Annotated in this window: 21 protein-coding genes; 16 read left to right on the top strand and 5 right to left on the bottom strand. The window is 41.0% G+C overall.

What is annotated here, in order from left to right:
* Positions 1 to 6: 6 nt before the first annotated feature.
* The 4 genes from QYC40_RS14415 to QYC40_RS14400 all read right to left on the bottom strand — a co-directional run bounded on the left by QYC40_RS14415 (position 7) and on the right by QYC40_RS14400 (position 6091).
* Positions 7 to 1791 (bottom strand): hypothetical protein, encoded by a 1785-nt coding sequence (locus QYC40_RS14415; RefSeq protein ID WP_301990818.1) that lies wholly within the window; start codon positions 1789 to 1791, stop codon positions 7 to 9.
* Between the two features lie 771 nt (positions 1792 to 2562).
* A complete protein-coding gene (gene purU, locus QYC40_RS14410) occupies positions 2563 to 3405 on the bottom strand; it encodes a formyltetrahydrofolate deformylase (protein WP_301990817.1) in 843 nt (280 codons plus the stop codon).
* Between the two features lie 49 nt (positions 3406 to 3454).
* Entirely contained in the window at positions 3455 to 5308 is a 1854-nt protein-coding gene (locus QYC40_RS14405) for a DNA topoisomerase IV subunit B (RefSeq protein WP_301990816.1), read from the bottom strand.
* Between the two features lie 276 nt (positions 5309 to 5584).
* The gene (locus QYC40_RS14400; RefSeq protein ID WP_301990815.1) at positions 5585 to 6091 is read right to left on the bottom strand and encodes a phosphoheptose isomerase; all 507 of its coding nucleotides are present in this window, start codon (positions 6089 to 6091) and stop codon (positions 5585 to 5587) included.
* 111 nt (positions 6092 to 6202) lie between these two features.
* Here QYC40_RS14400 and QYC40_RS14395 point away from each other — a divergent pair, with 111 nt between their 5' ends.
* The 10 genes from QYC40_RS14395 to QYC40_RS14350 all read left to right on the top strand — a co-directional run bounded on the left by QYC40_RS14395 (position 6203) and on the right by QYC40_RS14350 (position 15395).
* Positions 6203 to 8419: a helix-turn-helix domain-containing protein gene (locus QYC40_RS14395; RefSeq protein ID WP_301990814.1), complete on the top strand. Its 2217-nt coding sequence runs from the start codon at positions 6203 to 6205 to the stop codon at positions 8417 to 8419.
* 40 nt (positions 8420 to 8459) lie between these two features.
* Positions 8460 to 8687: an AtpZ/AtpI family protein gene (locus QYC40_RS14390; protein WP_246172455.1), complete on the top strand. Its 228-nt coding sequence runs from the start codon at positions 8460 to 8462 to the stop codon at positions 8685 to 8687.
* Positions 8680 to 9084, top strand: a complete 405-nt coding sequence (locus QYC40_RS14385) for a hypothetical protein (RefSeq protein ID WP_149525018.1) — start codon at positions 8680 to 8682, stop codon at positions 9082 to 9084. The genes QYC40_RS14390 and QYC40_RS14385 overlap by 8 nt, the downstream gene beginning before the upstream one ends.
* A gap of 88 nt (positions 9085 to 9172) precedes the next feature.
* Positions 9173 to 10261 carry a F0F1 ATP synthase subunit A gene (atpB, locus tag QYC40_RS14380; RefSeq protein ID WP_301990813.1) on the top strand — a complete coding sequence of 363 codons (1089 nt, stop codon included), beginning with the start codon at positions 9173 to 9175 and terminating at the stop codon, positions 10259 to 10261.
* A gap of 38 nt (positions 10262 to 10299) precedes the next feature.
* Positions 10300 to 10491, top strand: a complete 192-nt coding sequence (gene atpE, locus QYC40_RS14375) for an ATP synthase F0 subunit C (RefSeq protein WP_099367593.1) — start codon at positions 10300 to 10302, stop codon at positions 10489 to 10491.
* 104 nt (positions 10492 to 10595) lie between these two features.
* Complete coding sequence (locus QYC40_RS14370) at positions 10596 to 11096, top strand: F0F1 ATP synthase subunit B (protein WP_149525021.1); 501 nt, start codon at positions 10596 to 10598, stop codon at positions 11094 to 11096.
* A 26-nt stretch (positions 11097 to 11122) separates the two neighbouring features.
* Positions 11123 to 11662 (top strand): F0F1 ATP synthase subunit delta, encoded by a 540-nt coding sequence (locus tag QYC40_RS14365; protein ID WP_301990812.1) that lies wholly within the window; start codon positions 11123 to 11125, stop codon positions 11660 to 11662.
* 57 nt (positions 11663 to 11719) lie between these two features.
* Positions 11720 to 13294, top strand: coding sequence for a F0F1 ATP synthase subunit alpha (atpA, locus tag QYC40_RS14360; protein ID WP_149525023.1), 1575 nt, complete (start codon positions 11720 to 11722; stop codon positions 13292 to 13294).
* Positions 13295 to 13402: 108 nt separating this feature from the next.
* On the top strand, positions 13403 to 14281 hold the full coding sequence (gene atpG / locus QYC40_RS14355; protein ID WP_301990811.1) for an ATP synthase F1 subunit gamma: 879 nt from the start codon (positions 13403 to 13405) through the stop codon (positions 14279 to 14281).
* Positions 14282 to 14714: 433 nt separating this feature from the next.
* Positions 14715 to 15395, top strand: a complete 681-nt coding sequence (locus QYC40_RS14350) for a sterol desaturase family protein (protein ID WP_301990810.1) — start codon at positions 14715 to 14717, stop codon at positions 15393 to 15395.
* A gap of 126 nt (positions 15396 to 15521) precedes the next feature.
* On the opposite strand, the gene QYC40_RS14345 is transcribed toward QYC40_RS14350, so the two are convergent.
* Positions 15522 to 16568 carry a 3-oxoacyl-ACP synthase III family protein gene (locus tag QYC40_RS14345; RefSeq protein WP_301990809.1) on the bottom strand — a complete coding sequence of 349 codons (1047 nt, stop codon included), beginning with the start codon at positions 16566 to 16568 and terminating at the stop codon, positions 15522 to 15524.
* A 68-nt stretch (positions 16569 to 16636) separates the two neighbouring features.
* Here QYC40_RS14345 and QYC40_RS14340 point away from each other — a divergent pair, with 68 nt between their 5' ends.
* The 6 genes from QYC40_RS14340 (at position 16637) to QYC40_RS14315 (ending at position 26492) form a co-directional block, all read left to right on the top strand.
* On the top strand, positions 16637 to 16918 hold the full coding sequence (locus tag QYC40_RS14340; RefSeq protein WP_149525026.1) for an ATP-dependent Clp protease adaptor ClpS: 282 nt from the start codon (positions 16637 to 16639) through the stop codon (positions 16916 to 16918).
* A gap of 95 nt (positions 16919 to 17013) precedes the next feature.
* Positions 17014 to 19500 (top strand): TonB-dependent receptor, encoded by a 2487-nt coding sequence (locus tag QYC40_RS14335; RefSeq protein ID WP_301990808.1) that lies wholly within the window; start codon positions 17014 to 17016, stop codon positions 19498 to 19500.
* A gap of 60 nt (positions 19501 to 19560) precedes the next feature.
* Positions 19561 to 20376: a DUF1080 domain-containing protein gene (locus QYC40_RS14330; protein WP_301990807.1), complete on the top strand. Its 816-nt coding sequence runs from the start codon at positions 19561 to 19563 to the stop codon at positions 20374 to 20376.
* A complete protein-coding gene (locus QYC40_RS14325; RefSeq protein WP_301990806.1) occupies positions 20376 to 21494 on the top strand; it encodes an SGNH/GDSL hydrolase family protein in 1119 nt (372 codons plus the stop codon). The genes QYC40_RS14330 and QYC40_RS14325 overlap by 1 nt, the downstream gene beginning before the upstream one ends.
* Positions 21495 to 21742: 248 nt before the next feature.
* Entirely contained in the window at positions 21743 to 22963 is a 1221-nt protein-coding gene (locus QYC40_RS14320) for a FecR family protein (protein ID WP_301990805.1), read from the top strand.
* Positions 22964 to 23153: 190 nt separating this feature from the next.
* Positions 23154 to 26492 (top strand): TonB-dependent receptor, encoded by a 3339-nt coding sequence (locus QYC40_RS14315; RefSeq protein WP_301990804.1) that lies wholly within the window; start codon positions 23154 to 23156, stop codon positions 26490 to 26492.
* Positions 26493 to 26502: the final 10 nt, after the last annotated feature.

The following is a 26502-nucleotide window of genomic DNA, read 5'->3' as shown; positions in this document are numbered from 1 at the left end:
GCCGCTTTACTCAACCACTAGCGGTTTCAATTGCAATTCATAACGATTTAATTGTTCCAGGAAGTTCGCCTTTGATTCACCGAATGCTTGTTGCAATTGTTCTTGCAATCCGCGGTAATAGCTAATCCCATCCAACAATTGTGCGTTGAATTTATTGATATATTTCTTTTTCTTATTGTCTAGGTCTGCCACGTTATTGTTGATGTAAGCCGCAAGATGTTTTACATAGAGCTCTAACTCATTGACAAAAAGCGATGGACGTTCCACGTTTTTTAATACATTTATACGACCATAAATATGATCTACCATCTCCTTTAAGCTGTAGACCTTCTTAAAGTAAGCCGTATTCGGGCCTGGACAGATCGCAACGGCCTTACGCTCTCTAGGTTTTAAAATATTATATTTTAAATAAGCCGGAGCAGCTAATCCTTCACAAAGACATTGCTTTTCCACGATTTTATTAAAGGCCTGCTGATATGCTGCTTCTGTTAAATCCTGTGCTTTCAATTCCTTAATCTTCAGGTTTTGATACTGTCGGGATGCTGTACAGATTAATTCCTCGCCGCATACGTTGCTAGAAACAAGGTATTTCTTAGTGCATGGAAAGCCAGGTTTGCCCTGCTCAATGCGCTGTAGACGATTGATCTCTGCGCTGCTCTTTCTGAAGTTGTTGAAAGGTACCCCCAATGGTGACGCTTCGCTTATATAAAAATCAGCAGCCTCAGCATTGGCTAAATTCTGTAAGGTTTCTTCGTCGACGGTCGTTGCTTCCGGTACCAATAGAAAAGGGGAACCCCAGCCTACCTGATCAACACCATAGTGGTTCATCAAAAACTGGTGTTCCCGATTTGTTCCTACACCGCCTTGAACGGTGATTTTTAGGAGGGGTGTCTCATTAAAAGTTATCCCTTTTTCTGCCAATGCTTGTTGGTACAACGGCAGAACCTCCTGAATCATATTAAGTTTATTTGTTTTAAACTCTTCTAGAATCGGGCCCAAAAGGAAGCCTTCGGTGGCAAACGCATGTCCTCCACAGTTTAAGCCCGATTCGATACGGTATTCGGAAATCCAAATACCCTTCTTCGCTAAAAATTTAGCTTGAATAAGAGCAGAACGATAATCTGATACTTTTAATGTAATCTTCTTATCGAACGTTCCAGCACTATTCGGCATAAAGGCTGGAAACTCTGCGAGGTAACTGTATAATCTAGGATTCATCCCGGCAGATAAAATCACCGAAGATTGCAAATCGCTGTTTGCAAATCCACGTAAGGCAGCCGATGCATCCGAGAATTGTTCCGGCAGCATCTCACCATTCTTAGCGTGATTGATCTTATCGACTTTAGACATTATGTTCACATCGATGTCGCCAGGGACAATCTGTTCTTTAATAATTTCTGTAAGGGAGTCCTTTTCTTTGCTAGGATTTAGTGCAAGCCAAGTGTTGAATAGCTGCTTCAATTCCCCTTCGGGTAATAATCGAAAATACTGAATAGCGTGCTCATCTTCTAGCCAATTCGCGCGCTTTATATGTCGAATTTGTTGATCGACCAAATATTTAACCATGTTCAAATAGGCGCTGATGCGGTTTGCACGAGCATCAGGGCTATATTTTTCAATTTCTTGGTAGGGTAGATTGTGCTGTTTAGAATAATATGCTCTTAATCTTTCGACAAGCTCATCGTCTACAATAGACATTACCGAGGAAATGCCGTATTGAGCTACTTTAAGTGGAGTGTCGACGGAAAAGGCTAATCCTAATACAGGAATGTGAAATGTATGGGTCATCATCTTTATCTGTGCATCGCAAATAGCAAATATTTAAGCAAATAAAAAGTAATGAGGGGTAGGGGGGAAAAGTGATATAAATCACACAGACGTCTTGGATACATCCGACCTCCTTCGATTCAGTCCCCTTTAAAACCCAATGTAAACCCAATGTATAACCCAATCAAACCCGCTCTCGAGCGGGTTTGATTGGGTTATACATTGGGTAGTATTTAGTATTTAGTAGTTAGTATTTAGACCTAGGGCTGCTATAGACATTAGATATTAGATTTTAGAGATTAGTCGCTTGTCTTGAACCAGGAAAGGAAGGATTTAAGGATTGACAGGATCGGGTTTTGTGTGCGATGAAGCACAGGATCAGCGGTCTGGTAATGTTGGAGATGTTTCACTAAACGTCTCCTTTTAAACGTACGATCTCCATACCCTAAAATGACGTTATACCCGATCCTGTTCATCCTTGCAATAGTATTTAGTAGTTAGTACTTAGTATAAAGACCTATGGCGTAATATCCTGTTCATCCTTCCAATAGTATTTAGTAGTTAGTACTTAGTATAAAGACCTATGGCGTAATATCCTGTTCATCCTTGCATCCTTCCTTTCCTGGTTCAAGACAAATTTTCCTTCTAAACCAGTTCAGGACAAATTTCCCCTCTAAACCGGTTCAAGACAAATTTCCCTTCTAAATAAAAAAGTTCAAAGACTATACTCTAATATCTAAAATCTAATGTCTATAGCAGCCCTAGGTCTAAATACTAACTACTAACTACTAAATACTACTTGAACACAATGGTCCTATTTCCATTCAGCATCACGCGATCTTCAGTCAGTAGCTGTATTGCTCTTACGAGTACTGCTTTTTCGATTTCTTTTCCTGCTGTTCGCATGCGTGTCACGTCATAGCTATGGTCAATAGATTTGGTGTTTTGCACGATAATGGGGCCTTCGTCCAGATCATCGGTTACATAGTGGGCGGTTGCACCGATAATTTTTACACCGCGGTCGTGTGCTTGCTGATAGGGGTTAGCACCAATGAAGGCAGGCAAAAAGGAATGGTGGATGTTGACAAGTTTACCTTGAAACTGGCTTACGAATGTCGGCGATAAAATACGCATAAACTTGGCTAGGATGACATAATCCGGCTGGTATGGTTTTATCGCTTCGGCAAGTTCGAATTCAAATGCTTCCTTTGATATGCCTTCATGCGAGATATAATGGAAAGGGATATCGAATTTCTCGGTAAAATGCTGAAGGGTATCGTAATTTCCGATAACGGCGGCAACGTCGGCCTGTAAGGTCTTAAAATAATAACGAACCAGGATATCTGCGAGGCAATGATGCTCTTTCGTAACCAGAATAACAAGCTTCTTTTGAATATCCGGATTGATTGTCAGTTGGGTGCTCGCGGGAAGCTGCGCGGAGAGATCTTCTTGAAGTTTGCTCTTATTGTGCAGTGTTCCGCTACAAACGACGCGTACAAAGAACTTACGATCGACTTCATCGACAAATTCGCGCATCGCAACGATGTTGAGATGGTGCTGTGCCAAAACATTGGAAATGATGGCCACGAGGCCAACGGCATCCTTGCACTGGATGAGAATTAAGGTTTGATTATGCATGTTAGGTTAGGTTGTAAAAAAATAGGGGAGGAAAACCTCCCCATTAAGGTTATACAGCTTCTTTAGCCAGTTCTTCCTCAAGATCAACTTCTATCCGAAGGTTGTTGACAATGTGCTGCTGACGATCTGGGGTATTCTTACCCATGTAGTATTCGAGCAACTGTGGAAGCTTATTGTCTTTTGAAAGAATAACAGGGTCTAAGCGCATGTCATTCCCGATAAACAAACCGAACTCGGAAGGTGAAATCTCACCAAGACCTTTGAATCGGGTAATCTCCGGCTTACCTCCCAATTTAGCGATTGCACGCTGTCTTTCCTCGTCAGAATAGCAGTATATCGTTTCTTTCTTATTTCTTACGCGGAATAATGGCGTTTGTAAAATGGAAACATGGCCTGCTTTCACTAAGTCGGGGAAGAACTGCAAGAAAAACGTCATTAGGAGTAAGCGAATGTGCATCCCGTCGACATCGGCATCCGTTGCGATGACGATATTGTTGTAACGTAGTCCTTCGATACCGTCTTCAATATTCAATGCATGCTGCAATAAATTGAACTCTTCATTTTCGTAGACAATCTTCTTAGTCAGCCCATAGGAGTTCAAAGGCTTACCCTTTAAGCTGAAAACTGCTTGTGTCTGTACATCGCGAGATTTGGTGATCGATCCACTCGCAGAGTCCCCCTCGGTAATGAATAACGTAGTTTCTAGATTGCGTTCATGTTTATCGCTGAAGTGAATTTTGCAATCTCTTAGTTTTCGGTTGTGTAGCGAGGCTTTCTTCGCGCGCTCATTGGCCAACTTCTTGATGCCTGCAATATCTTTGCGCTCGCGTTCCGACTGCATGATACGTTTTAGTAAAGCGTCTGCCGTTGCAGCGTCTTTATGCAGGTAGTCATCCAATGCTTTTTTCACGAAGTCATTGATGAAAGTTCTTACCGTTGGTCCTTCGGGTCCAACGCTTTGGGAGCCTAATTTTGTCTTTGTCTGCGATTCGAAAACCGGTTCCTGAACTTTGATGGCGATAGCGCCAATGATAGAAGCACGTACATCGGAAGCATCAAACTCTTTTTTATAGAATTCGCGGATGGTTTTTACAACGGCTTCGCGGAATGCCGCTTGATGCGTTCCGCCTTGTGTTGTATGTTGCCCGTTGACGAAGGAGTAATATTCCTCGCCATATTGTTGGCCGTGGGTCAATGCGATTTCGATATCCTCACCACGTAAATGGATAATAGGATAGCGCATGCCTTCGGTGTCCACATTGCGCTCTAATAGATCCTTTAGACCATTTTCTGAAACGAATTTCTCGCCGTTGAAGTTAATAGTCAACCCGGAGTTAAGGAAAACATAATTCCAGATCATATTCTCCACAAACTCTAGACGGTATTTATAGTTCTTGAAAATAGAGTCGTCGGGGTAGAAAGTTACGGATGTGCCGTTTCTTTGCGTCGTTTCTTTTTGTTCATCGGTTAATAATTCGCCTTTACTGAACTGCGCAATACGCGTTTGACCTTGGCGGTAGGACTGTACGGTGAATTGATTGGACAAAGCATTTACCGCCTTAGTACCCACACCATTTAAACCGACCGATTTTTGAAAGGCCTTGCTATCATACTTACCACCGGTATTGATTTTGGAAACAACATCGACAACAGAACCGATTGGAATACCGCGGCCATAGTCACGCACGGAAACCTTATTGTCATTGACTGAAATATCGATCGTCTTGCCAGCGCCCATCACGAACTCATCAATCGAGTTGTCCACGACTTCTTTTAGCAAAACATAAATCCCATCGTCGTAAGCAGATCCATCTCCCAATTTACCGATATACATACCTGGTCTTAACCGGATATGCTCTTTCCAATCGAGCGATCGTATACTGTCTTCGTTATATGCTGTCATAATTTATACTAGATATGAATGAACCATTGCAAAAATATAAAAAAACTTAACAGTAAACGCAATCATGCTTTGATGCAGTTGCTAAGATCGACAAGGCTGATGTCGAATAATCTGTAGCCTTAAGCAATAAGAAATGGGAGATTTCAGGGTATATATGCCTCCGTGTTGCGATTGAATGCTGGCTGGAATTAACCTTCTGGATGGCCTTCAAAAAGCCGGCATTAAAAAAAAAGAGCTGTTCACAACGAACAGCTCTTCTCCTTAAAATATCGTTTATTATTCTCCGCGACCGAAATCATCCTGTACGCGTACAATATCTTCTTCATCCGATGGATTTCCTGCGTCGGTATGTTGCCAGATTTCCGCAACCACGCCATAGGATTCCATACCTACCAGTCGGTGTCTCTCTCCTTGACTAAGGCGGATAGAATCGCCTTCTTTCAAGATTTTTAATTCATGCTCCTCATCGTTCGGACTTGTTACTACGCCCACTTCGCCGCGAATAACGCGCCAAATTTCTGCTCTGCGATGATGGTACTGCCAAGAAAGACGTTTGTTAGGTCCAACAATAAGAATCTTTGGGCTCAGTTTGCCGGATATTTTTAAATCTTGAACGTCAAGTCCTTCGAAGTATGCATTGGCAAACTCCTGTGCTTGATCCTCATTGATAACAAAGAAACCACCCCACGGTCTGTTTTGGTCAACATTCTCAATCTTGAAGCCTTTCTCGGTCAACTTTGTTTCAACCTCTTGGAACAAATCATTTTTATCAATATATGCCATGGTTATTTACGTTTACATGGTGAAGATAATATAACTTTTGTATTAATACAAGCATATTTCGAAGTCCTTAGCCCGAATTGACGTATATTTGCCATTGTAATTTTACTTGCTATGTCTCAGAATTTCGATACTGATAATGATGTTTTTGCTCAAGCCGTTGCTTTCGTCAATCAGACACAACAACCCATCTTTTTAACAGGTAAGGCCGGTACCGGTAAGACCACCTTCCTGAAGTTTATTCGGGAAAATAGTTATAAGAAGATGGCAATTACGGCGCCTACCGGTGTGGCGGCGATGAATGCCGGAGGTACAACCCTGCATGCATTGTTTTGGTTGCCCTTTGGTGTTTTTATCGAGGATTATCCTTTGCAATGGGGTGAAACTGATCAGTTTATCTACAATAAACATCGTCTGTTCAGCACCATTAAGCTGACGAAGCAACGTCGTGCCATTCTTCAAGAGTTGGAGTTGCTGGTGATTGATGAGGTTTCGATGGTACGCGCAGATACCTTGGATGCAATCGATGTCATACTGAAGAGTGTGCGTCGGGATATGCGCCCCTTTGGTGGTGTGCAAGTTTTGTTTATCGGCGACTTATATCAGCTGCCGCCGGTCGTACAAGATCGTGAGTGGCAGGTGTTGAGAGATTACTATAGCAGTATGTTTTTTTTCGATGCCAAGGTATTCAAGCAGCATCCTCCAATATTGATCGAATTAAAAAAGATCTATAGACAACAGGACGATGCTTTTATTCGCGTCCTGAATAGCATCCGTAATAATGAAACGAGTGCTGAAGAGTTGGAAGAACTGAATGCACATTATAAGCCGGATTTTATTCCGGAAAAAGACGAGCAGTACATTACCTTAACCTCTCATAATCGTCTTGCTGATCAGATCAATCAGGAGAAGCTGATGAGCTTAGATACGAAGCTGCATCAGATTAAATCGCTGATTAAGGATGATTTTGGTCAATCGATGTTCCCGGCAGACGAGAATCTGAGTTTGCGAATCGGTGCACAGGTGATGTTCATCAAAAATGACACAGGGGAGGATCGACGTTATTATAACGGGAAGATCGGGACGGTTAAGGATATTAATTTGGATAAGCACCAAGTGATCGTTTCTTTTCCAAATGATGAGGAAGATGTGGTGGTGAAGCGGGAAACTTGGGAGAATATCCGTTATTCCTACAATAAAGGCGATGATAAGATAGAAGAAGAGGTATTAGGTACCTTTTCGCAATTCCCTTTGCGATTGGCATGGGCAATCACCATCCATAAGAGTCAGGGATTGACCTTTGAAAAGGCCATCGTTGATGCTGGTACTTCATTCGCTGCGGGACAGGTTTATGTCGCGCTGAGTAGACTGACAGGCTTAGAGGGTTTGGTATTGCGATCTAAGATTTCTCCATTTGCTATTCGCACGGATCATCAGGTGGTGAACTTTATGAAGCAGATGGCCGCTATGGGTAATCTAGATGATATCCTGCAAAAGAGCAGACAGAATTATTTAGGACAAATTCTTTTGCACTCGTTCCGTTGGCATCAGTTGACGGATGAATTCGAAAAACTTGTTGAGGAATACCGCGATAAGAAGATGGAGCAGAAGGAAGAGGCGATTACGGTATTGACCGGTATTTTAGATTCGTTGAAGAAACAGGAGCAGGTGGCGAATAAGTTTATGAGCCAACTGCATGGATTATTGAGCAAGCGAGATGAGATCGATTATGATTTAATCTGCGATCGCTCAAAGGCCGCGGTGAATTGGTTTTTGCCAACCTTTGAAAAGGACTGTCTACAGGCTCTAGAAGCCCATTTAGAAGCATGGAAGGTAAAGAAACGTACGAAGAAGTATGTGACTTTGCTGAAAGGCTTGTTGTTAGATTTTAAACGCAAGTTCGAGCAATTGAAACACAGCTTGACGATTGCGGAGGCATTAACGAAGTCGAATGATCAGGTTTCGGAGGAATTGTTAACCTGGGCGAAGCCAAAGGATGATCTTCCAAAGGAGTCCGAGAATGAAAAAGAAAAGGATACGAAGTCGATTACTTTAGAAATGTTTCAGGATGGAATGGAGATTGCGGAGATTGCGGAGAAACGCAATATGGTTGCCGGCACCATTTATGGACATTTAATCAATTTCATGGGGACAGAATTGGAAGCTACGGATTTGATGACAGAACAGGAGCTAAGCCAGATTGTTACACTGATAGAAAAGAACCCCGAAGCGACAACATTAGAGTTGAAGACGATGTTAGGGCCTGATGTGGATTATCCGGCAATTCGGATAGCACAAAGGCATGTGGAAATATTGGCTGAGAAGCCCTAGCGTAGGTATAAATAATTATATTTGCTGAAATCGAATACCTTTGAAAGAAGAGAAATCAAACAAGAAAGTAAATAAGTGGTTGGTTTTCACGAGTATGCCTTTTCAAATGGGCGTGACTATTTATGCTTTCTATTGGGTTGGAACTTGGCTTGACGGCAAATATCAAGTTGAGGGAGAGTGGTGGATGAAGGGATTGACGATGCTGGGTGTATTGGTTTCGATGTACCAATTTATTAGACAGGTAAACTATATCAATAAAAATGAATAAAATTTTCGAATTCTTAATCTACTTGGTTGTTCTGACGGGTATTGCCTACGGGCTTCATTATTTTATCCTTAAGATTAATGACCAGGACCACTGGTGGATTGGAACGGACTATAGTTTGGCGAGCATGTATACCTTCGGTGCAGTGTCTTCTTTAGTGATGATTTTATTCCTGTATGGCGCCGAATATGCGATGCCTAAGCAATTGGGTTTTGTATTCCTGGGAGCCATGTTATTGAAGTCTGTTGCGAGTTATATTTTTATTCATTCTGGCCTAGATTTATTGGAGAATAATTTCATTGAATTGAATTTCTTAGGCGTATTCTTTTTATATCTTTTTTTCGATGTCTATATTGCATTTCGTTTACTCAACACGGAAGGTCGCAATGTGGAAAAGTAAATTTTCAAAAAGTTTTCATAAATATGAACTAATGCCAAATAAAATTGTATTTTTGCGCAAAATTTGTCATAATTCAACACTAGTTAAAATGGTGAGTCTGAGAAGAGTACTTTTATTTATCGCAGTATTATTTATCGCTGTAAGCCCATTTCGCTCGTTCGCTGCTGAGGAAGCACATGGAACTGAGGGGAAAACAAAAGACCAAGAAATCAAAGAACACATTGATCATCACTTACAGGATGATTACTATTGGACGTTCTTCGTGGATAAAGAAGCAAACAAGCATTATGGCTTCGCTCTTCCTGTAATTTTGATTGACAACGGTCTTCATGTGTTTTCAGCTGCTGAATTTGAACATGGCGATAAAGTAGTTGAAAAGGCTGGAAATTATTACAAACTATACCACGGTAAAATCTATAAAACAGATGCTGCCGGCACAATTACCTATGATGATAAGCATCATGCAACGAATGCAAAACCTTTAGATTTCTCGATTACAAAGAACGTTTTAGGTTTAATGTTGACAGCATTATTGTTGTTTATCGGTTTCATCGGTTTAGCAAAAACTTATAAAAACGGTGCGAACGCTATCCCTAAAGGTTTCGCACGTGTATTAGAGCCTTTAGTGCTTTACGTACGTGACGAGATGGCGATTCCCAACATCGGCCACCGTTACAAAGAATTTATGCCGTATTTGCTTTCGGTATTCTTCTTGATCTTCACTTTAAACTTATTAGGATTGACTCCACTAGGATTCAACGTTACAGGTAATATCTCCATCACTTTGTGTTTAGCTTTATTTACGTTCGTCATCACGACATTCAAAGCAAACAAAGACTATTGGAAGCACATCTTTTGGATGCCAGGTGTACCGGTTCCTTTTAAATTCGTATTAGCGCCAATCGAGGTTCTAGGTATGTTTACTAAGCCTTTCTCGTTAATGCTACGTTTGTTTGCAAACATTACAGCAGGTCACTCTGTGGTAATGGGATTAATTGCAATCGTTTACTTATTCCAACATCAATTGACTATCCCTGGAAGTATCGGTGTGTCGATGTTATTAACATTGATCTTATTCTTCCTTGAGTTATTGGTTGCATTTTTACAGGCGTTTATCTTTACGATGTTGTCATCCCTGTTTATCGGTATGGCGGTAGAAGAACACGCTCATCACTAGTAGAATTTTTTTGTTAAATTATATAAATAATAATTATTATGATCCCAAATTTAGTAGGTGCAGGTTTAATCGTAATTGGTGCAGGTTTAGGTTTAGGTAAAATCGGTGGTTCTGCAATGGAAGCTATCGCTCGTCAACCAGAAGCAGCATCAAAAATTCAAACTGCAATGATCATCATCGGTGCCCTTGTTGAAGGTTTAGCATTCGGTGCTTTAATCTTAGGTAAATAAGCGCCAAGATTTGAAAAAAATAAGCATAACTTGTAACGGTTGGTTGCAAGTTATGTTTTAACAAAAAAAAAAGAACTTAAAATCTATATTTTATACATACATAAATGGACGCATTAATTAATCAGTTTTCGTACGGTCTGTTCTTCTGGCAATTGATCATCTTATTGATCGTTATCTTTATCCTAGGTAAGTTTGCTTGGAAACCTATTGTAAACGCTTTAGAAGAGCGCGAAAAAGGTATTTCTGATGCTTTAGCTTCTGCTGAGAAAGCGAAGTTAGAGATGGCGCGTTTAACGAACGAGAATGAGGCTTTATTAAAGCAAGCTCGTGAGGAACGTGATATCATCTTAAAAGAAGCAAAGGAGTTGAAAGATAAGATTGTTGCTGAGGCGAAAGAAGTAGCTCAAGCTGAAGGTGGTAAAATCATCGAGCAAGCAAAACGTGAGATCGAAGACCAAAAACAAAAAGCTTTAGCTGAGGTTAAAAATCAAGTGTCTGCATTATCTTTGGATATTGCTCGTAAAGTATTAAGCAAAGAGTTTGAAGATCAAAACAAACAAGAAGCATTAGTTTCTGATTTGTTGAAAGATGTGAAATTAAACTAATTGCTTACCAAATTAAGAATTAACGTATGTCAGTTTTCAAAGTAGCTTCAAGATATGCCAAATCATTAATTGATTTGTCAAAAGAGCATAACAACTTAGACGAAATTAAGGTCGACATGGAGGAAATCGTGGCGATTCTGAAGTCGAGTACGGAGTTGCAAGCTGTTTTAAAGAACCCAATTATCAAAACAGATAAGAAATTGGCGATCTTGAACGCATTATTCCAGGGTAAGGTGAAGCCAGAGATTATCGGTTTCTTCAATATCATGGTGAAAAAAGGACGTGCTGAATTGGTATATGCTACTGCGCAAGAGTTCATCGCTGAGTATAACGAGGTGAAGGGAATTGTGAAAGCAGAAGTTACTTCAGCAGCTCCGCTATCGGAAGATAATTTACAAGCTTTGCGCACGGCTATCGCTCAACAAATCAATAAAGAAGTGATCTTGTCTAACAAGGTTGATAAATCTTTGATTGGTGGTTTTGTTGTTCGCGTTGGTGATAGACAAATTGATGCAAGCATCAACGGTAAATTAGAGAAATTAGAAAGACATTTCGCAGGGCACTAATCCGCCTAGCGAGTCATAGAAATAATAGAATAAAAACCCCTTATACGAATTTAAACAATGATAGAGGTAAGACCAGATGAAGTTTCGGCAATTCTTAGAGAGCAATTGTCAGGCTTTAAGTCAGAGGCCGAGTTAGAAGAAGTGGGTACCGTATTACAAGTAGGTGACGGTATTGCACGTATTTACGGCTTAACAAAAGTTCAATCAGGCGAGTTGGTTGAGTTTGCAAACGGATTACAAGGTATTGTGATGAACTTAGAAGAAGACAACGTGGGTGTCGTAATCTTAGGTTCTTCAGATGAAATCAAAGAAGGTGATACTATCAAACGTACTAACCGTATCGCATCTATTAAAGTAGGTGAAGGTATGTTAGGCCGTGTAGTAAATACTTTAGGTCAGCCAATCGATGGTAAAGGACCTATCGCTGGTGAGACATACGAAATGCCTATCGAGCGTAAAGCTCCAGGTGTTATCTACCGTCAGCCGGTAACTGAGCCATTACAAACAGGTATCAAAGCAATCGATGCGATGATTCCAATTGGTCGTGGACAACGTGAGTTAGTAATCGGTGACCGTCAGACAGGTAAAACTGCGGTATGTATCGATACGATCTTAAATCAAAAAGAATTCTATGATGCTGGTCAACCAGTATTCTGTATATATGTTGCTGTAGGTCAAAAGAACTCTACAGTAGCGAACATCGTTCGTACCTTGGAAGAAAGAGGTGCAATGCCTTACACTGTGATCGTGTCTGCATCTGCAGCTGATCCAGCTCCAATGCAGTTCTATGCGCCAATGGCGGGTGCTGCAATCGGCGAGTTCTTCCGTGATACAGGTCGCCCTGCATTAATCGTTTATGATGATTTATCTAAACAGGCTGTGGCTTACCGTGAGGTGTCTTTATTATTGAAACGTCCTCCAGGCCGTGAGGCATACCCAGGAGACGTATTCTACCTTCACTCTCGTTTATTAGAGCGTGCTGCGAAGATCAACTCTTCTGATGAGATCGCTCGCAACATGAACGACCTTCCAGAGTCTATCAAACACTTAGTAAAGGGTGGTGGTTCATTAACAGCTCTTCCGATTATCGAGACACAAGCGGGTGACGTATCAGCTTATATCCCGACTAACGTAATTTCGATTACTGACGGTCAGATCTTTTTAGAGTCTAACTTATTCAACGCAGGTATCCGTCCGGCGATCAACGTAGGTATTTCGGTATCACGTGTTGGTGGTAATGCGCAGATTAAATCGATGAAGAAAGTTGCTGGTACATTGAAACTAGACCAAGCACAATACCGTGAGCTTGAGGCTTTCGCGAAATTCGGATCTGATCTAGATGCTGCAACGAAAGCAGTATTGGATAAAGGGGTTCGCAACGTGGAAATCCTTAAACAAGGTCAATATTCACCAGTTGCTGTAGAGAAACAAGTTGCTATTATTTACGCAGGTACAAAAGGCTTATTGCGTGCTGTTCCGGTAAATAAAGTAAGACAATTCGAAGAGGAGTTCTTAACTCAATTGGAACAACGTCATCCAGAAGTTTTGTCAGCATTAAAAGCTGGTAAATTCTCCGATGAGTTGACTGATGTATTAGAAAAGGTAGCTAAAGAATTAGCTTCTAAATATTAATTAGACATTAGAGTATAGACATTAGATCATAGAGTAGGATGGGTGATTTATTCTTTTGAGGATAGTTCACTCATCTGAAATCTGAGATCCTATATCTAAAAAAGAAATATGGCAAACTTAAAAGAAGTTAGAAATCGTATTACCTCCGTAACATCGACTCAGCAGATTACGAAAGCTATGAAAATGGTTTCTGCTGCGAAGTTGAAGCGTGCGACAAATGCTATTGTGCAATTACGTCCTTATGCTAACAAGTTAAGAGACATTTTAGCACAAGTATCGGCATCTGTAGAGGGTAATAATTCGCCTTATACACAAGATCGTATTCCTACAAAGGTTTTGGTTATTGTGGTTACCTCGAACAGAGGTTTGGCTGGTGCATTCAACGCGAATGCGATTAAGACTGCCAACAACTTGATCGCTGATAAATATGCGGATCAATTTGCAAGAGGTGATGTTAGTATTATTGCTATCGGTAAGAGAGGTCATGATTTCTTTAGCAGACGCAACTTTAATGTAATTGGTAACCATAATGAACTATTCAATAACCTAGACTTCGAAAACGTGTCTAAAGTTACAGAGTATGTTATGGATCAGTTCAAGGAAGGTAATATCGACCGCGTTGAGGTTGTTTATAACCAATTCCGTAATGCTGCAGTTCAAATCCTTACTTCAGAGCAAATCTTACCTCTGCTTCCTGAGGAGAAAGAAGAGAATGTTGCAGAACTTGATTACATTATCGAACCTTCTAAAGAGAAGATTATTGAAGAGCTAATTCCTAAAGCAATCAAGATTCAGCTTTATAAAGCTGTTCTAGATTCTAATGCTTCAGAACATGGTGCTCGTATGACTGCAATGGATAAAGCAACTGAAAACGCAGGTGATTTATTACGTTCATTGAAATTGTCGTACAACCAGGCTCGTCAAGCTGCTATTACAACCGAGTTAACAGAAATTGTTTCCGGTGCTGCAGCGCTATCAAACGGATAAGCATAAAAAATATTTGTATAAGGAAAGCCACTGACGTAGTCAGTGGCTTTTTTAGTATTTAGTATATAGTAGTTAGTATTTAGACCTAAGGCTGATATTATATTTTAGATATCAGATGTAAGTTATTAAGGATTGTGGATATGTATTTCTGCGAAAAGGTATCTAGGAGAGGAGAGATCGTAGGAGGTGTCTTTTATTTATTGTATTACACCTATTCTCTCATACATAGAAGCTAATTCCAACCCTGCGTCTACCTACTAACTACTAAATACTAACTACTATTCTGACTTTTATCTAAAAATTGTCAAAATATCAGTAAATAAAGTAAGTCCGAACCAATTTTAATTACATTTGTTCTAATTCAATTATGCTAGCCTTTTGCTATTATGGCTAGATTATTAACTATTAGGGTTTACTTTTTAGAATGAGTGCTATGGCGAAGAAGTTATATGTTTCCAATTCTACGGAATCTTCACGTATGTTTAAGAATGATTTTTTGGAGTCATTAACCAAGGTTCACTTTACTGTTCCACTTATTTTTTGGATTCCTGTCATCATTTATTTTATTTGGAAAGCGTCTGCTCAAGGAGGGATGACAGCAGGGGAAATTGCACTGTGGTTTCTCTTCGGACTAGCTTTTTGGACGCTTGCAGAATATGTACTCCATCGATGGGTGTTTCATTATGAGCCTAGCTCAAAGTTCGGACAGCGGATCCACTTCATCTTCCACGGCGTGCATCATGACTTTCCGAAGGATAGATTGCGTTTAGTAATGCCATTATCAGCCAGCATTCCAATGGCTACCATAATTTATATTCTATTTAGTTTTTTCTTTGCCGAGTTTACCTTGGCAGCGTTCTTTGCTGGATTTCTCTTAGGATACTTGATCTATGACGAGAGCCATTATGCGATGCATCATGCAAATTTCAAGTCTGGAATCTTCAAAAGAATAAAAGATCACCATATGTTACATCATTACTCGGATCCAGATAAGGGTTTTGGTGTAAGTTCGTCTATATGGGATGTATTTTTTAATTCCGGATTCCCTAAGAAGAAACCAGCCAAGAGCGTGAAGACAGAGAAACTATCGCAAGAAACTGTTGAAAATGTATAAAAAGAGCGGGCTATCGTTATCGATAGCCCGCTCTTTTTTTTTCTGGAAGTATCTGTTTTCAATGGCCATCAAGAACTTTCATTCCTGTGGCTTTTTCCACAGATACCTGGAAGTATTTTTAATTTCTTACCAGCGAATTAATGCAGATCCCCAGGTGAAGCCAGCACCGAAAGCTGCTAGACATACTAGGTCACCATCCTTAATCTTTCCTTGCTCCCAAGCCTCACAAAGGGCGATTGGCACCGATGCAGCTGTTGTATTGCCATATTTTTGTATGTTGTTGAAGATCTTCTCATCCGGCAATCCCATCGTCTTCTGCACAAATTGCGAGATACGTAAGTTTGCCTGATGCGGAATCAACATGTCAATATCCGTTGGTTTTAAGTTATTTTTAGCTAAGGCTTCGCCGATCACTTCAGGAAATTTTACGACTGCTTTTTTGAATACTGCTTGTCCGTCCATATAGGGGAAAGCAGAACCATCTTCCAGCATTTCTTTCGTCATCAACATACCGCCAAGCTCTTGATCTGGCCATGTAGGTGGGTTTTCCAAATAGCATCCCGCAGAAGCCCCAGGATAATACATTGCTAGTTTTTCAGCTTCTGCACCATCAGAATGAAGATGCGTGCTAAGAATACCTTTTCCAGGCTCTGTAGTCGGTTGCAATACAACCGCTCCAGCGCCGTCTCCGAAGATAACAGATACCGCACGTCCGCGCGTAGAAAAGTCTAAGGCGAAGGAATGCTTCTCCGATCCTACAACAAGGATGTTCTTGTACATGCCGGTCTTAATAAACTGATCGGCAATAGATAATGCATATACAAAGCCTGAGCATTGATTTCTGACATCCAATGCACCGACTTCTTTCATTCCCATCTCTCTTTGTAACAAAACGCCGCAGCCAGGGAAATAATAATCGGGAGATAATGTTGCGAAAATAATAAAGTCGATTTCTTCAGCGGTTGTGTTTGCTCGCTCGATAGCAATTTTAGAAGCCTCTACCGCCATGCTAGTCGTTGTCTCTCCAACGCGATCTGCAAATCGTCTTTCCTTGATACCCGTACGTTCCTGGATCCATTCATCAGAGGTCTCCATAAAACGTGTCATATCGTTGTTGGTATATACATTCTTAGGGACATAGTAGCCTAGTCCAGCTATTTTCGATTGAAACATAGGGTCTTTATTAGTAAACAATTCGCCAAAATTAAGGAATTATTTGAAAAATAAGCTATTTTTGCTTTATGAGCGTAGAGGTAGAAACCGAGGCATTTACACTTGAAGAAATACTAGCCGTAACGAAGGAGTCCAATCGATTGATTTTATGGAATGATGATATCAATACCTTTGATCATGTGATCGAATGTTTGATGCATTATCTGCAATACGGTGAGGAAGAAGCGGCAAGAATAGCTTGGACTGTTCATACCAAAGGAAAATGCGCGATTCTCGAAGGCTCCTATACGGAAATGGAAGTCTATCGGAAGATCTTAAAGTCTGAGGGACTTACCGTTAGTATAGAGTAAGGGTCTAAAATACACGTAATAATGCAGTTACGATGGGTTTACTTCCCTCTTTATTCTGCAATTTTGCATCTTATCACTAGAAACGAAGATATTGCATGCAGAAGAATCAACTACTCCTCATCCTATTCCTATTTCCATTTATTTTATTTGCTCAAAAAGGTATTATCCGTGGAACTGTCTATGAACAAGACGGGACAACTTTAGCCGTTGGTGCTAGCGTAAATCTGATTCCTGCGGCTTCGCAGGGCGCTCAGAAAGGTCAACAAACAAGCAATGCTGGAACATTCAGATTTGAAGACCTATCGGCAGGAACCTATCGTATTCAAATAAGTTTTCTCGGTCATGAAACGTATAATAGAGGCAATATTAGCATTACAGCGAATCAGGATCTCAATCTTGGAAAAATCACGCTTCTAGAAGACGGAAAGCAAATTGAAGAAGTTGTGGTGCAAGGAAGGGTGCCTGACTTACAGATTGGTATCGACAAAAAGGTGTTCGATGTGTCGCAGAGCACCATAAGCATTGGAGGGAGTGCGCAAGAATTGTTGGGCAATGTACCAACCTTGCAGGTTGAGTCTGATGGGGCAATCAGTCTTCGGGGATCTACATCCGTACGCATTCTAGTGGATGGCAAGGAGTCGGCTATGGCTGGTTCCGACATCAATGCCTTCTTGCAATCTTTGCCTGCTGAGGCGATTGATAAGGTGGAAATTATCACCAATCCATCCGCTCGCTATGATGCCGAAGGGCAGTCGGGTATCGTGAATATTATCTTGAAGAAGAATGCACGACTAGGACTGAACGGTTCGGTCAATGCATCTGTAGGAAATTATGAAAATGCAAACGGCGGGGTTACACTAAACTACCGACCTGGCAAGATAAATTACTTCGGTAGCTACAACTTTGCCAGAAGAAACTCTATGGGTGATGGCTTCAACGATAATACGGAGTATATCAACAGACAGGTTACGGATTTAAGCCCGCGCACGCGCAGTGAAGATGAGAGTTCTCGTTTGGGCTATAACCATACGATACGTTTAGGATCCGATTATTATATCAATGATAAAAACTCACTGAGCATTGCGGGGAACTTTAGTATTCGTGACAATGAACGCGGACGTAAAATCAACTATCAATATTGGAATATACCGGAATACGGTGCGAGCAGTTTTAGAAACGCGATGCAGGAAGAGCAGGACTTTGGAGTTGATGCACAATTGGACTATAAGCGCACCTTTAAACGACAAGGCGAGGAGCTGATGGCTAATGTTTCTTTTGGTTATGACACGGAAGATGGTACCAACGATTTTCATCAGACCTATGCCAGCGGTATTGCCGATTTAAGACGTCAGAATACGACTTCTGAACTGGGTAGAAACTGGAACTTTCAATTGGATTATACACTCCCATTAGGCGAGGACCATAAGTTTGAAGCTGGATACCGCTCGATCTTGCGCTATGCTGATGAAAGCCAGTATTCCGAATTATTAGACACCCTTACAAATGAATTTGCAACAGATTTTTCTGTGACGAATGATTTCGATATGAGCAGTGCCGTACATGCGCTATACGCCAATTATCAACGTAAATTGACTCACCGATTAGGGGCACAGTTCGGTTTGCGTGCTGAGCAAGCTTATTTAAATACCAGCATCTATTCTTATGATGAGGATGCACCCACTGTTCCTATCCGCGCGGATGGTAAGTTAGATTATTTCCGCTTATACCCAAGTGTATTCCTGAGTTATGGAGTAGGAGAGGCTAAGACGGATAAGATTCAGTTAAGCTATTCTCGACGCGTACAACGCCCTAGGGGTTGGCAGGTGAATCCATTTATCAACATGTCGGATGAACAGAATTTTATGCAGGGTAATCCGAACCTATTGCCGGAGGATATCCATGCTATGGAGCTCGGCTTCTCCAAATTCTATGAGAAATGGAACTTTGTAGCTTCAGCTTTCTATCGTCGAGTAAACGATGAAGTACAACCCGTCCTATACGATCCATCGATGATTTCGGAGATTGTTGGTGACCGCACCAATGTAAATTATTCGAAATGGGAAAATGCTTCTGATATGGATGTTGCCGGTTTCGAGTTAATCTCGAAAGTCAATCTATTTAGCTGGTGGGATGTTACAGGAAACTTAAACTTATCTTCAATCAAATTTAATCCAAAACCGGGATTGGGGTTGAACGAGCGCGAATCATTCAACTGGAATGGAAACTTGACGACGAACCTGAAATTTACGCCTACATTCTCTGCTCAGGTTCGCGGTGATTATCGCAGCGGCATGAAGACCATGCAGGGGCAGATGGAACCGATGAAAGGAGTAGATGTGGCGCTGAAGAAAGATATCTTAAAGAAAAAGGGAACCTTGAGTTTGAACGCTAGAGATGTGTTCAACACCCGCAAATTTGAGATGAAGAACTATTTAGCCGATCGCCAAATGCATTTCTCGCATCGATGGATGCGCCGAATGGTGACTCTCTCATTCTCTTACCGTTTCGGTATTCAAGACTTAAATAAGAAAGAAAAAAGAGAACAGAATGATATGGGCGACATGGAAGGACAACAATTTTAAACCTTGCATTTACAATTTGTTTCATTAAATTTAATCTTTCAACTTAATCGACTAATGACTATGAAAAGAAATTTTGGGTATGGATTAATTGTTGCATTTGGATTAACATTAGGATCATGTGCAACAAAATCATCTACTACCGCGCCTCAAGCGCAGCCTGTATACGAATTAAATAAACTTCCGAAGGTCAACTTAAAGGATTTCAAAAAGAATTCTGCGGGAGCTTATGTATTGTTTGATGGTTCTTCCTTAAATGGATGGAGAGGATACAATAAAGACCATGTGCCTGCAAAATGGGCAATCGACAATGGTACATTAAAATTCTCGAAAGCACCGGGAGGCAATGCCAAGGCGGAGGGTGGCGATATTATTTTTGCTCACGATTTCAAAAACTTTGAACTAGAGTTCGAATGGAAAATCTCACAGGCAGGAAACTCGGGTGTATTTTTCTTAGCCAAAGAGGTTAAAAACCAACCAATCTATATTTCATCTCCAGAATACCAATTACTGGATAATCAAAATCACCCGGATGCCAAGCAGGGGGTTGATGGTAACCGTAAATCTGCATCGCTGTATGATATGATTCCGGCGAAACCGCAAAATGCTTTCCCTGCCGGGCAGTGGAATAGAGCGAAGATTGTGGTGAACAAAGGGAAAGTAACGCACTATCAGAACGACGAGAAAGTGGTGGAATATGAATTATGGACTCCATCTTGGATCGAATTGCTACAAGCCAGCAAATTCAGCAAGGAAAAATGGCCTTTGGCGTTTGAGTTATTAAGCACCGTAGGTGGCAAAGAGAAGGCGGGGGTTATTGGATTCCAAGACCACGGCGACGATATTTGGTTGAGGAATGTAACGGTAAAAGTATTATAATGAAGAAAACACTTCATAACTGGAAAGAGAGCTTATTAAGCTCTCTTTTCTTGCTTGTAGCAACAGGGAGTCTGTTCGCGCAGAATATTTCTTGGCATAACCCACTAAAAGAATCAGCTTTGCAGGGGCGTACAGCAGCTTTAAAAGCAGAAGATGCCTATGCTCGTTTGCCTTTGAATTTAAAAACCGAAGTTCGTGAACCGGTGTGGCACCTAGGTCAGCAAGCGGCAGGTATCTATGTGGAGTTTATTTCAAACTCACCCGAAGTGGCCGTGCGCTATAAGGTGCGTAATGCCTTAAATATGCCCCATATGCCGACTACAGGTGTGAGCGGCGTTGATTTATATGCAAAAGGTGAGAAAGCAGGCGACTGGAAGTGGTCTTTTGGCAAGTATAAGTTCGCTGACACCATTACTTACGACTATGTAAACCTTGCAGTGCCAACGGGGAGAGGAAACCAGTACAGGCTTTATCTTCCCTTGTATAATGCGGTTGATTGGATGGAAATCGGCGTTAAGGAGGGGGCGAGCTTTGAGTTCACAAAGAATACTGAAAAGCCAATTATCGTTTATGGTACTTCGATTGCCCAAGGAGCATGCGCGACACGCCCAGGCTTAGGATGGACAAATATGCTTGGTCGTAATTTTAGCCAACCGGTCATCAATCTGGCATTCTCCGGAAATGGAAGACTGGAACAGCCTATTCTCGACCTCATCAATGAGGTCGATGCTGCTGCATATCTGCTGGATTGTATTCCTAATCTTGCACTTACCAAAGATCGTTCTGCCGATGACTTGAAAAAGTTAATAATCAATGCGGTTTCGACCTTGCGTAAAAAGCATCCCACGACGCCCATTATGCTGATGGCACACAGCTCCAGCGAAGTGCCGGGTATTATGAGCAAAACCAACCTTTCAGAATATGGCTCCTCTTCGGTGGTTGCATTCGAGACTTTTAAAGAGATCAAAGCGAAAGGCGACAAGAATTTGTATTGGGTGTCAAGTCAAGATATTGGCTTTGATATCGAATCGACCGTGGATTATGCACATCCTAACGATATCGGCATGAAGAAGATTTCGGATGCTTATACGAAAGTGCTGAAGAAAATATTGAAGTAGAATTTAGTACTTAGTATTAGTATAAAGACCTATGGCGGCCAATATTGGTCGCCTTTTTTTGTGCGAAAATTAAGGGTTATCTACTATTTGTTGAAGGGAAGGAGGGATGATTTGAATAGTCACGGATGGCAATATCCGATTCGTCTCGCAGCTTCGATTTATGATGTTTGTTTCTCCATGAAAAAAAATGACACTTTTTGCTAAGGTTTAATACAGTTTTCCGTTTCTAGTGAAATTGTCAATAACCAATGTATAATCTCGATGAAATATTATCGCTTTTACAGAAGCGAATCGATGGTAGTATTAGCGAAGAAGAATTAACTATTCTGGAAAACTATGCTTCCGCAAACCCTTATTTCCACCAGCTATTGGAAAAAATTGGAGAGGATGGTGTGCTGTGGGATGATTTAGTTGAAAAACTAGAATTAGAAAAATCAGATAATGATTCCTGGGAGGAAAGGTTGAAGATTCAAACCATTCGAAAGATTCGAGATCATGAAATTAACATTCCTCCAGTTAAACTAAAACGAATGTCCTGGCTTCGTATAGCGAGTCTATTACTGATCACACTCTCCATTTCTACTTTATTTATTTTATATCAACAAAGTCGAAATAGTTCTAATATCGAGATTGTTAGTGAAATTCCAACACCATCTTCTAAAGCAATTCTGCGACTCGATAATGGGAAAGTTATCGAGCTTAACTCCGCAAAGTCTGGACTTCTAATAGATAACGGTTTATCCTATGTTGATGGAACATCCGTTGGCAATGACTCTGAACTATCCAATATTGAGATGCTTAGTTTGGAGGTTCCGAAAGGGGGTAATTATCATCTCGTTTTAGGCGACGGAACGAAGGTTTGGTTAAACTCTGGATCTGTGTTGAAATATCCTCTGAAGTTTAAAAACAATGAGCGATTGGTAGAGCTGTCAGGCGAAGGATATTTCGAAGTTTCCACAAGATATCATCAGGACCATGCAGATCAAGAGCAGGTTCGGACACCGTTTTTAATACATACTAAAAGACAAATTATAGAAGTGTTAGGCACTGCATTTAATGTAGAAGCTTACGCTGACGATAAGGTTGAGAAAACAAGTTTAGTACATGGTAAAGTCCGTGTGAGGGAAGCACACAGACCTGCGGGAAAATTAAATCTAAATCCAGGAGAACAGTCGATCATTAGCAATTCAGCTATCGAGAAGACACAGTTTAACACTGACGACGTTTTAGGATGGAAAGATAATAAGTTCATTTTCAACAATACTGACCTAAGCCAAGCATTGAACGTATTGAGTAGATGGTATGATTTCGATGTTCGCTACGAAGGAGAGATCCCACAATCTCAATTTTATGCGGAAATAAATCGTTCCAACAAATTAACCACAGTACTAAAAACACTAGAAAAAGGAGGTGTAAAATTCAGAATGGAAAAACAAGATAACCGTTTTCGGTTAGTAGTCAAGAAATAATGGATTCAAAAGGAGTCCAAATAGTGCTGCTACACTATTTGGACGTGATTTAAATCGATTATTACATCAATTGAACAATAGGAAGGCCAATTAAAAGCAACAGAAACAATTTAAACCACTTAAAATTATGATTTTTTATTCAATTGTTAAAGACCGAATCAGGTCTTTAGGGAAGCCATTTTTACTAGCCATGAAATTAATAGTCTTATTAACTTTCTTAAATATCTGCACCGTTCTAGGGAATGGAATTGCGCAGCAGGTCACCCTGAAGGGGGAGGGCATTACTTTGGTACAGGCGATGCGGAGCATTCAACAGCAGACCGGCAAACAGTTTTTTCTAAACGGGAGAAAACTAGCTGAGCTTAAGGTGAATATTAATGTGAAGTCGATGGATTTATCGCTCGCTTTGGAGTCGCTCTTGAAAGGGAAACCAGTTTCATGGGAAATGCAAGATGACATCATCGTAATTAAGCAAGAGCAGAATGGATATCTGAAGCCTCAAAAATTGCAAATTCATACCGAGAGTCTTAACGGTTGGAATCAACAAAGCACCGTTCAAGGCGTTGTTAGCAAAGATTCAGGAGAGCCTTTAGCAGGGGCTACCGTGACGATAAAAGGAACTCCTGCGGCTGTTTCAACTAATGAAAGAGGTGAGTATTCATTATCCTATGCTATCCAAAACCCTGTCCTAGTTGTTAGTTTGATGGGGTTTTCGAGTAAAGAAGTTGCAATTGGCAATCGATCAAATGTAAATATTACCTTATTGGAGGTTGTCGATGATATTGATGAGGTTGTCGTAGTTGGATATGGTACGCAGAAGAAAATCAATTTAACAGGTTCTGTCGCCACGGTTAGTGGGGATGAAATCGCAAAAACACCAACAAATAACCTATCGAATGCCATCGGGGGGCGTATGCCTGGGGTTTCCTCTGTGAACTCTGATGGTCGCCCGGGAAGCGGATCCACTATTCGTGTTCGTGGATTGAGTACATTGAACGATAATAACCCACTGGTTGTAGTCGATGGGGTTGTTCGTTCCGATGGCTTTGGAAATATCGATCCAAATGAAGTCGCTAGCATCTCCGTTTTGAAAGACGCATCAGCCGCGGCAGTCTATGGCGCTCGTGCAGCAAACGGGGTTATCTTGATAACCACAAAGAGAGGAAAAGTCGGAAAACCTGTTTTGACATATTCAGGTATGGTGGGCCTGCAGGAGCCAACCCAATATCCAACGTTAATGACCGCTTACGACTATGGCGTTACGCGCAATCAGGCATTCTATAATCAAGGATACGACCCAAATAATCCCGCACAGGCAAATAACTTCTATACTGACGCGGAATTACAGAAATTTAAGGAAAACGGAACTGATTGGTATGCTGAGACATTTAAAGATCGTAGCCCTCAAAATCAACATAATTTAAGTCTCCAGGGCGGTAGTGAATCTGTTCGATATTTCGGTTCGCTTGGTTATTTGAATCAAACCGGGCTATACGATAATATTGGTTTCAAACGATATAATATTCGTTCGAATATCGATGCCTCGATAACAAATAGTCTAACCGTTGGGTTAAACCTAGAAGCACGACAAGAGCTTTTTGAATCCCCAAGTTGGGACGCTTCGGAAATCTTTCACCGTGTTATCAACGCTTCACCAACCCGCTTAGCATACCACCCAAGTGGTAGAGCGGCTAATACTACGGGCTCCCATCCTGTAGAGATGATAAAAAACTCTGGATACAAGGATCAAGAATACGACATTTTTCAAGGGACTTTATTCTTCAATCAAAAGCTAGATGTACTTACTGAAGGGCTCGCTCTCAATGGAAATTTCTCGTATTACAAACAACATTATTTCAATAAGGTGTTTGCAATGCCCTATACGATGTACGATGAGGATGCGCAGGGAAATGTAACGAATGAAAAAATGGTCGGTAGTAAAACGTCTTTAACAGAAGGTTTTGATGCCTTGACTAATACGACTTACAATATTTCCTTGAACTACGCCCGAGATTTTAATAATCATAGCCTTGGCGGTATGTTGTTGTATGAGCAATATGGCGCAAAAGGTAAAAACTTTACCGCTAGAAAGGAAGATTTTATATCTAATATCAAAGATGAATTTTTTGCGAGTGGACCAACTAACCAATCGATTGATGGACGTGGATATATCAACGATGCGCGACGTTCGCTTGTGGGACGTGTAAATTATGCTTACGCAGGGAAATATTTGTTTGAGGGGACATTTAGATATGATGGCTCTTATCGTTTTCCAACAGAGAGTCGCTTCGGATTCTTCCCCGCAGTTTCTGCTGGATGGAGAATTTCGGAAGAACCCTTTTTCAAGAACAATGAAAGTTTGAACTTTATCAATAACCTAAAGCTACGCGTTTCTAAAGGTCTGATTGGAAATGATCGAGTGAATGCCTATCAGTTTTTGGAAAGTTATTCGATCATCACTGGGGCTGGCCCTGTGGTCGATGGAAAAGCTGTGCCGCAGGTCGGATACGGCGTATATCCGAATTACAATATCACTTGGGAAAAACAAGATAACACCAACATTGGATTGGAATGGAGCTTATGGAATTCTATGCTGAACTTCGAAGTCGACTATTTCTTCCGACACACCCGCGACATCCTTTGGAGCAAGGATAGATCGGTGCCTGGAACTTTTGGCCGCCAATTGCCAAATGAGAATTATGCCAAAGTTAAAAGTAAGGGTGTCGAATTCACTATCGGCCATCAGAACGCTGTTAATGACTGGAGTTACAATTTTAGGCTAGTGGGTTCTTATGCGACAAATGAAGTAACGCAAATAGACGATCCTGCGAATGCGATGGATTTTAATAAACAACTAGGACGCCCTATTGGTTACCGTGCAGGATACGAAGCATTGGGTTTATTTCGATCAAAAGAAGAAGCTAATTCATGGTTTGGCGGCAAGCAGTTTGGATTGCAAAGTCTTCCAGGCGATATCAAATATGCGGATATTGATGGCGATGGCGCAATTACTATTCAAGATCAAAAAGTCATTGCCAACTATGGAAGTGAACCACGTATAATGTATGGCTTTAATGGATCGCTATCCTGGAAGAACGTAGATATGAATTTCTTTTTCCAAGGTGCGTCACAACGTAATATGATGTTGACTGCCGCTGGACGAGTGATGTATTTGAACGGCGGGTCAAGTAATAACTTCGCTTATTTTGCTGATTCATGGTCTCCTGAGAATACCGACGCGAAATATCCGCTTGCATGGGTTGACTCTCGATCGATAAATAATCGCGATTCTAATTTCTGGCTGCGCAAAGCGGGTTATGTTCGCTTAAAATCGTTGGACTTAGGCTATAATTTCTCTGGTGATTGGCTCGATAAAATCAAAGTCAATAAGATGAGAATTTATGTTTCCGGATTTAATCTATTCACGATTAGCCAAATCGATGAGTTAGATCCTGAAGCTGCAACCGGTGCAGGAAACTACTATCCGCAACAACGTAATTACAACCTAGGTGTTATGCTTTCATTTTAATTATTAACGT

The sequence above is a fragment of the Sphingobacterium sp. BN32 genome (genome assembly GCF_030503615.1).
In the GTDB taxonomy this organism is placed as follows: Bacteria; Bacteroidota; Bacteroidia; order Sphingobacteriales; family Sphingobacteriaceae; genus Sphingobacterium.
Note: the sequence above shows the minus strand (reverse complement) of the source record. Positions and strands in the feature narration are given on the sequence as shown.

Coding starts and splice junctions, on each gene's coding strand:
- QYC40_RS14415 (WP_301990818.1), bottom strand. CDS start 1,791: ATGATGACCCATACATTTCACATTCCTGTATTAGGATTAGCCTTTTCC.
- atpB (WP_301990813.1), top strand. CDS start 9,173: ATGGTGAGTCTGAGAAGAGTACTTTTATTTATCGCAGTATTATTTATC.
- QYC40_RS14330 (WP_301990807.1), top strand. CDS start 19,561: ATGAAAAGAAATTTTGGGTATGGATTAATTGTTGCATTTGGATTAACA.
- QYC40_RS14350 (WP_301990810.1), top strand. CDS start 14,715: ATGGCGAAGAAGTTATATGTTTCCAATTCTACGGAATCTTCACGTATG.
- QYC40_RS14365 (WP_301990812.1), top strand. CDS start 11,123: ATGTCAGTTTTCAAAGTAGCTTCAAGATATGCCAAATCATTAATTGAT.
- QYC40_RS14325 (WP_301990806.1), top strand. CDS start 20,376: ATGAAGAAAACACTTCATAACTGGAAAGAGAGCTTATTAAGCTCTCTT.
- QYC40_RS14405 (WP_301990816.1), bottom strand. CDS start 5,308: ATGACAGCATATAACGAAGACAGTATACGATCGCTCGATTGGAAAGAG.
- QYC40_RS14340 (WP_149525026.1), top strand. CDS start 16,637: ATGAGCGTAGAGGTAGAAACCGAGGCATTTACACTTGAAGAAATACTA.
- atpE (WP_099367593.1), top strand. CDS start 10,300: ATGATCCCAAATTTAGTAGGTGCAGGTTTAATCGTAATTGGTGCAGGT.
- QYC40_RS14315 (WP_301990804.1), top strand. CDS start 23,154: ATGAAATTAATAGTCTTATTAACTTTCTTAAATATCTGCACCGTTCTA.
- QYC40_RS14335 (WP_301990808.1), top strand. CDS start 17,014: ATGCAGAAGAATCAACTACTCCTCATCCTATTCCTATTTCCATTTATT.
- atpA (WP_149525023.1), top strand. CDS start 11,720: ATGATAGAGGTAAGACCAGATGAAGTTTCGGCAATTCTTAGAGAGCAA.
- atpG (WP_301990811.1), top strand. CDS start 13,403: ATGGCAAACTTAAAAGAAGTTAGAAATCGTATTACCTCCGTAACATCG.
- QYC40_RS14370 (WP_149525021.1), top strand. CDS start 10,596: ATGGACGCATTAATTAATCAGTTTTCGTACGGTCTGTTCTTCTGGCAA.
- QYC40_RS14395 (WP_301990814.1), top strand. CDS start 6,203: ATGTCTCAGAATTTCGATACTGATAATGATGTTTTTGCTCAAGCCGTT.
- QYC40_RS14400 (WP_301990815.1), bottom strand. CDS start 6,091: ATGGCATATATTGATAAAAATGATTTGTTCCAAGAGGTTGAAACAAAG.
- QYC40_RS14345 (WP_301990809.1), bottom strand. CDS start 16,568: ATGTTTCAATCGAAAATAGCTGGACTAGGCTACTATGTCCCTAAGAAT.
- QYC40_RS14320 (WP_301990805.1), top strand. CDS start 21,743: ATGTATAATCTCGATGAAATATTATCGCTTTTACAGAAGCGAATCGAT.
- purU (WP_301990817.1), bottom strand. CDS start 3,405: ATGCATAATCAAACCTTAATTCTCATCCAGTGCAAGGATGCCGTTGGC.
- QYC40_RS14385 (WP_149525018.1), top strand. CDS start 8,680: ATGAATAAAATTTTCGAATTCTTAATCTACTTGGTTGTTCTGACGGGT.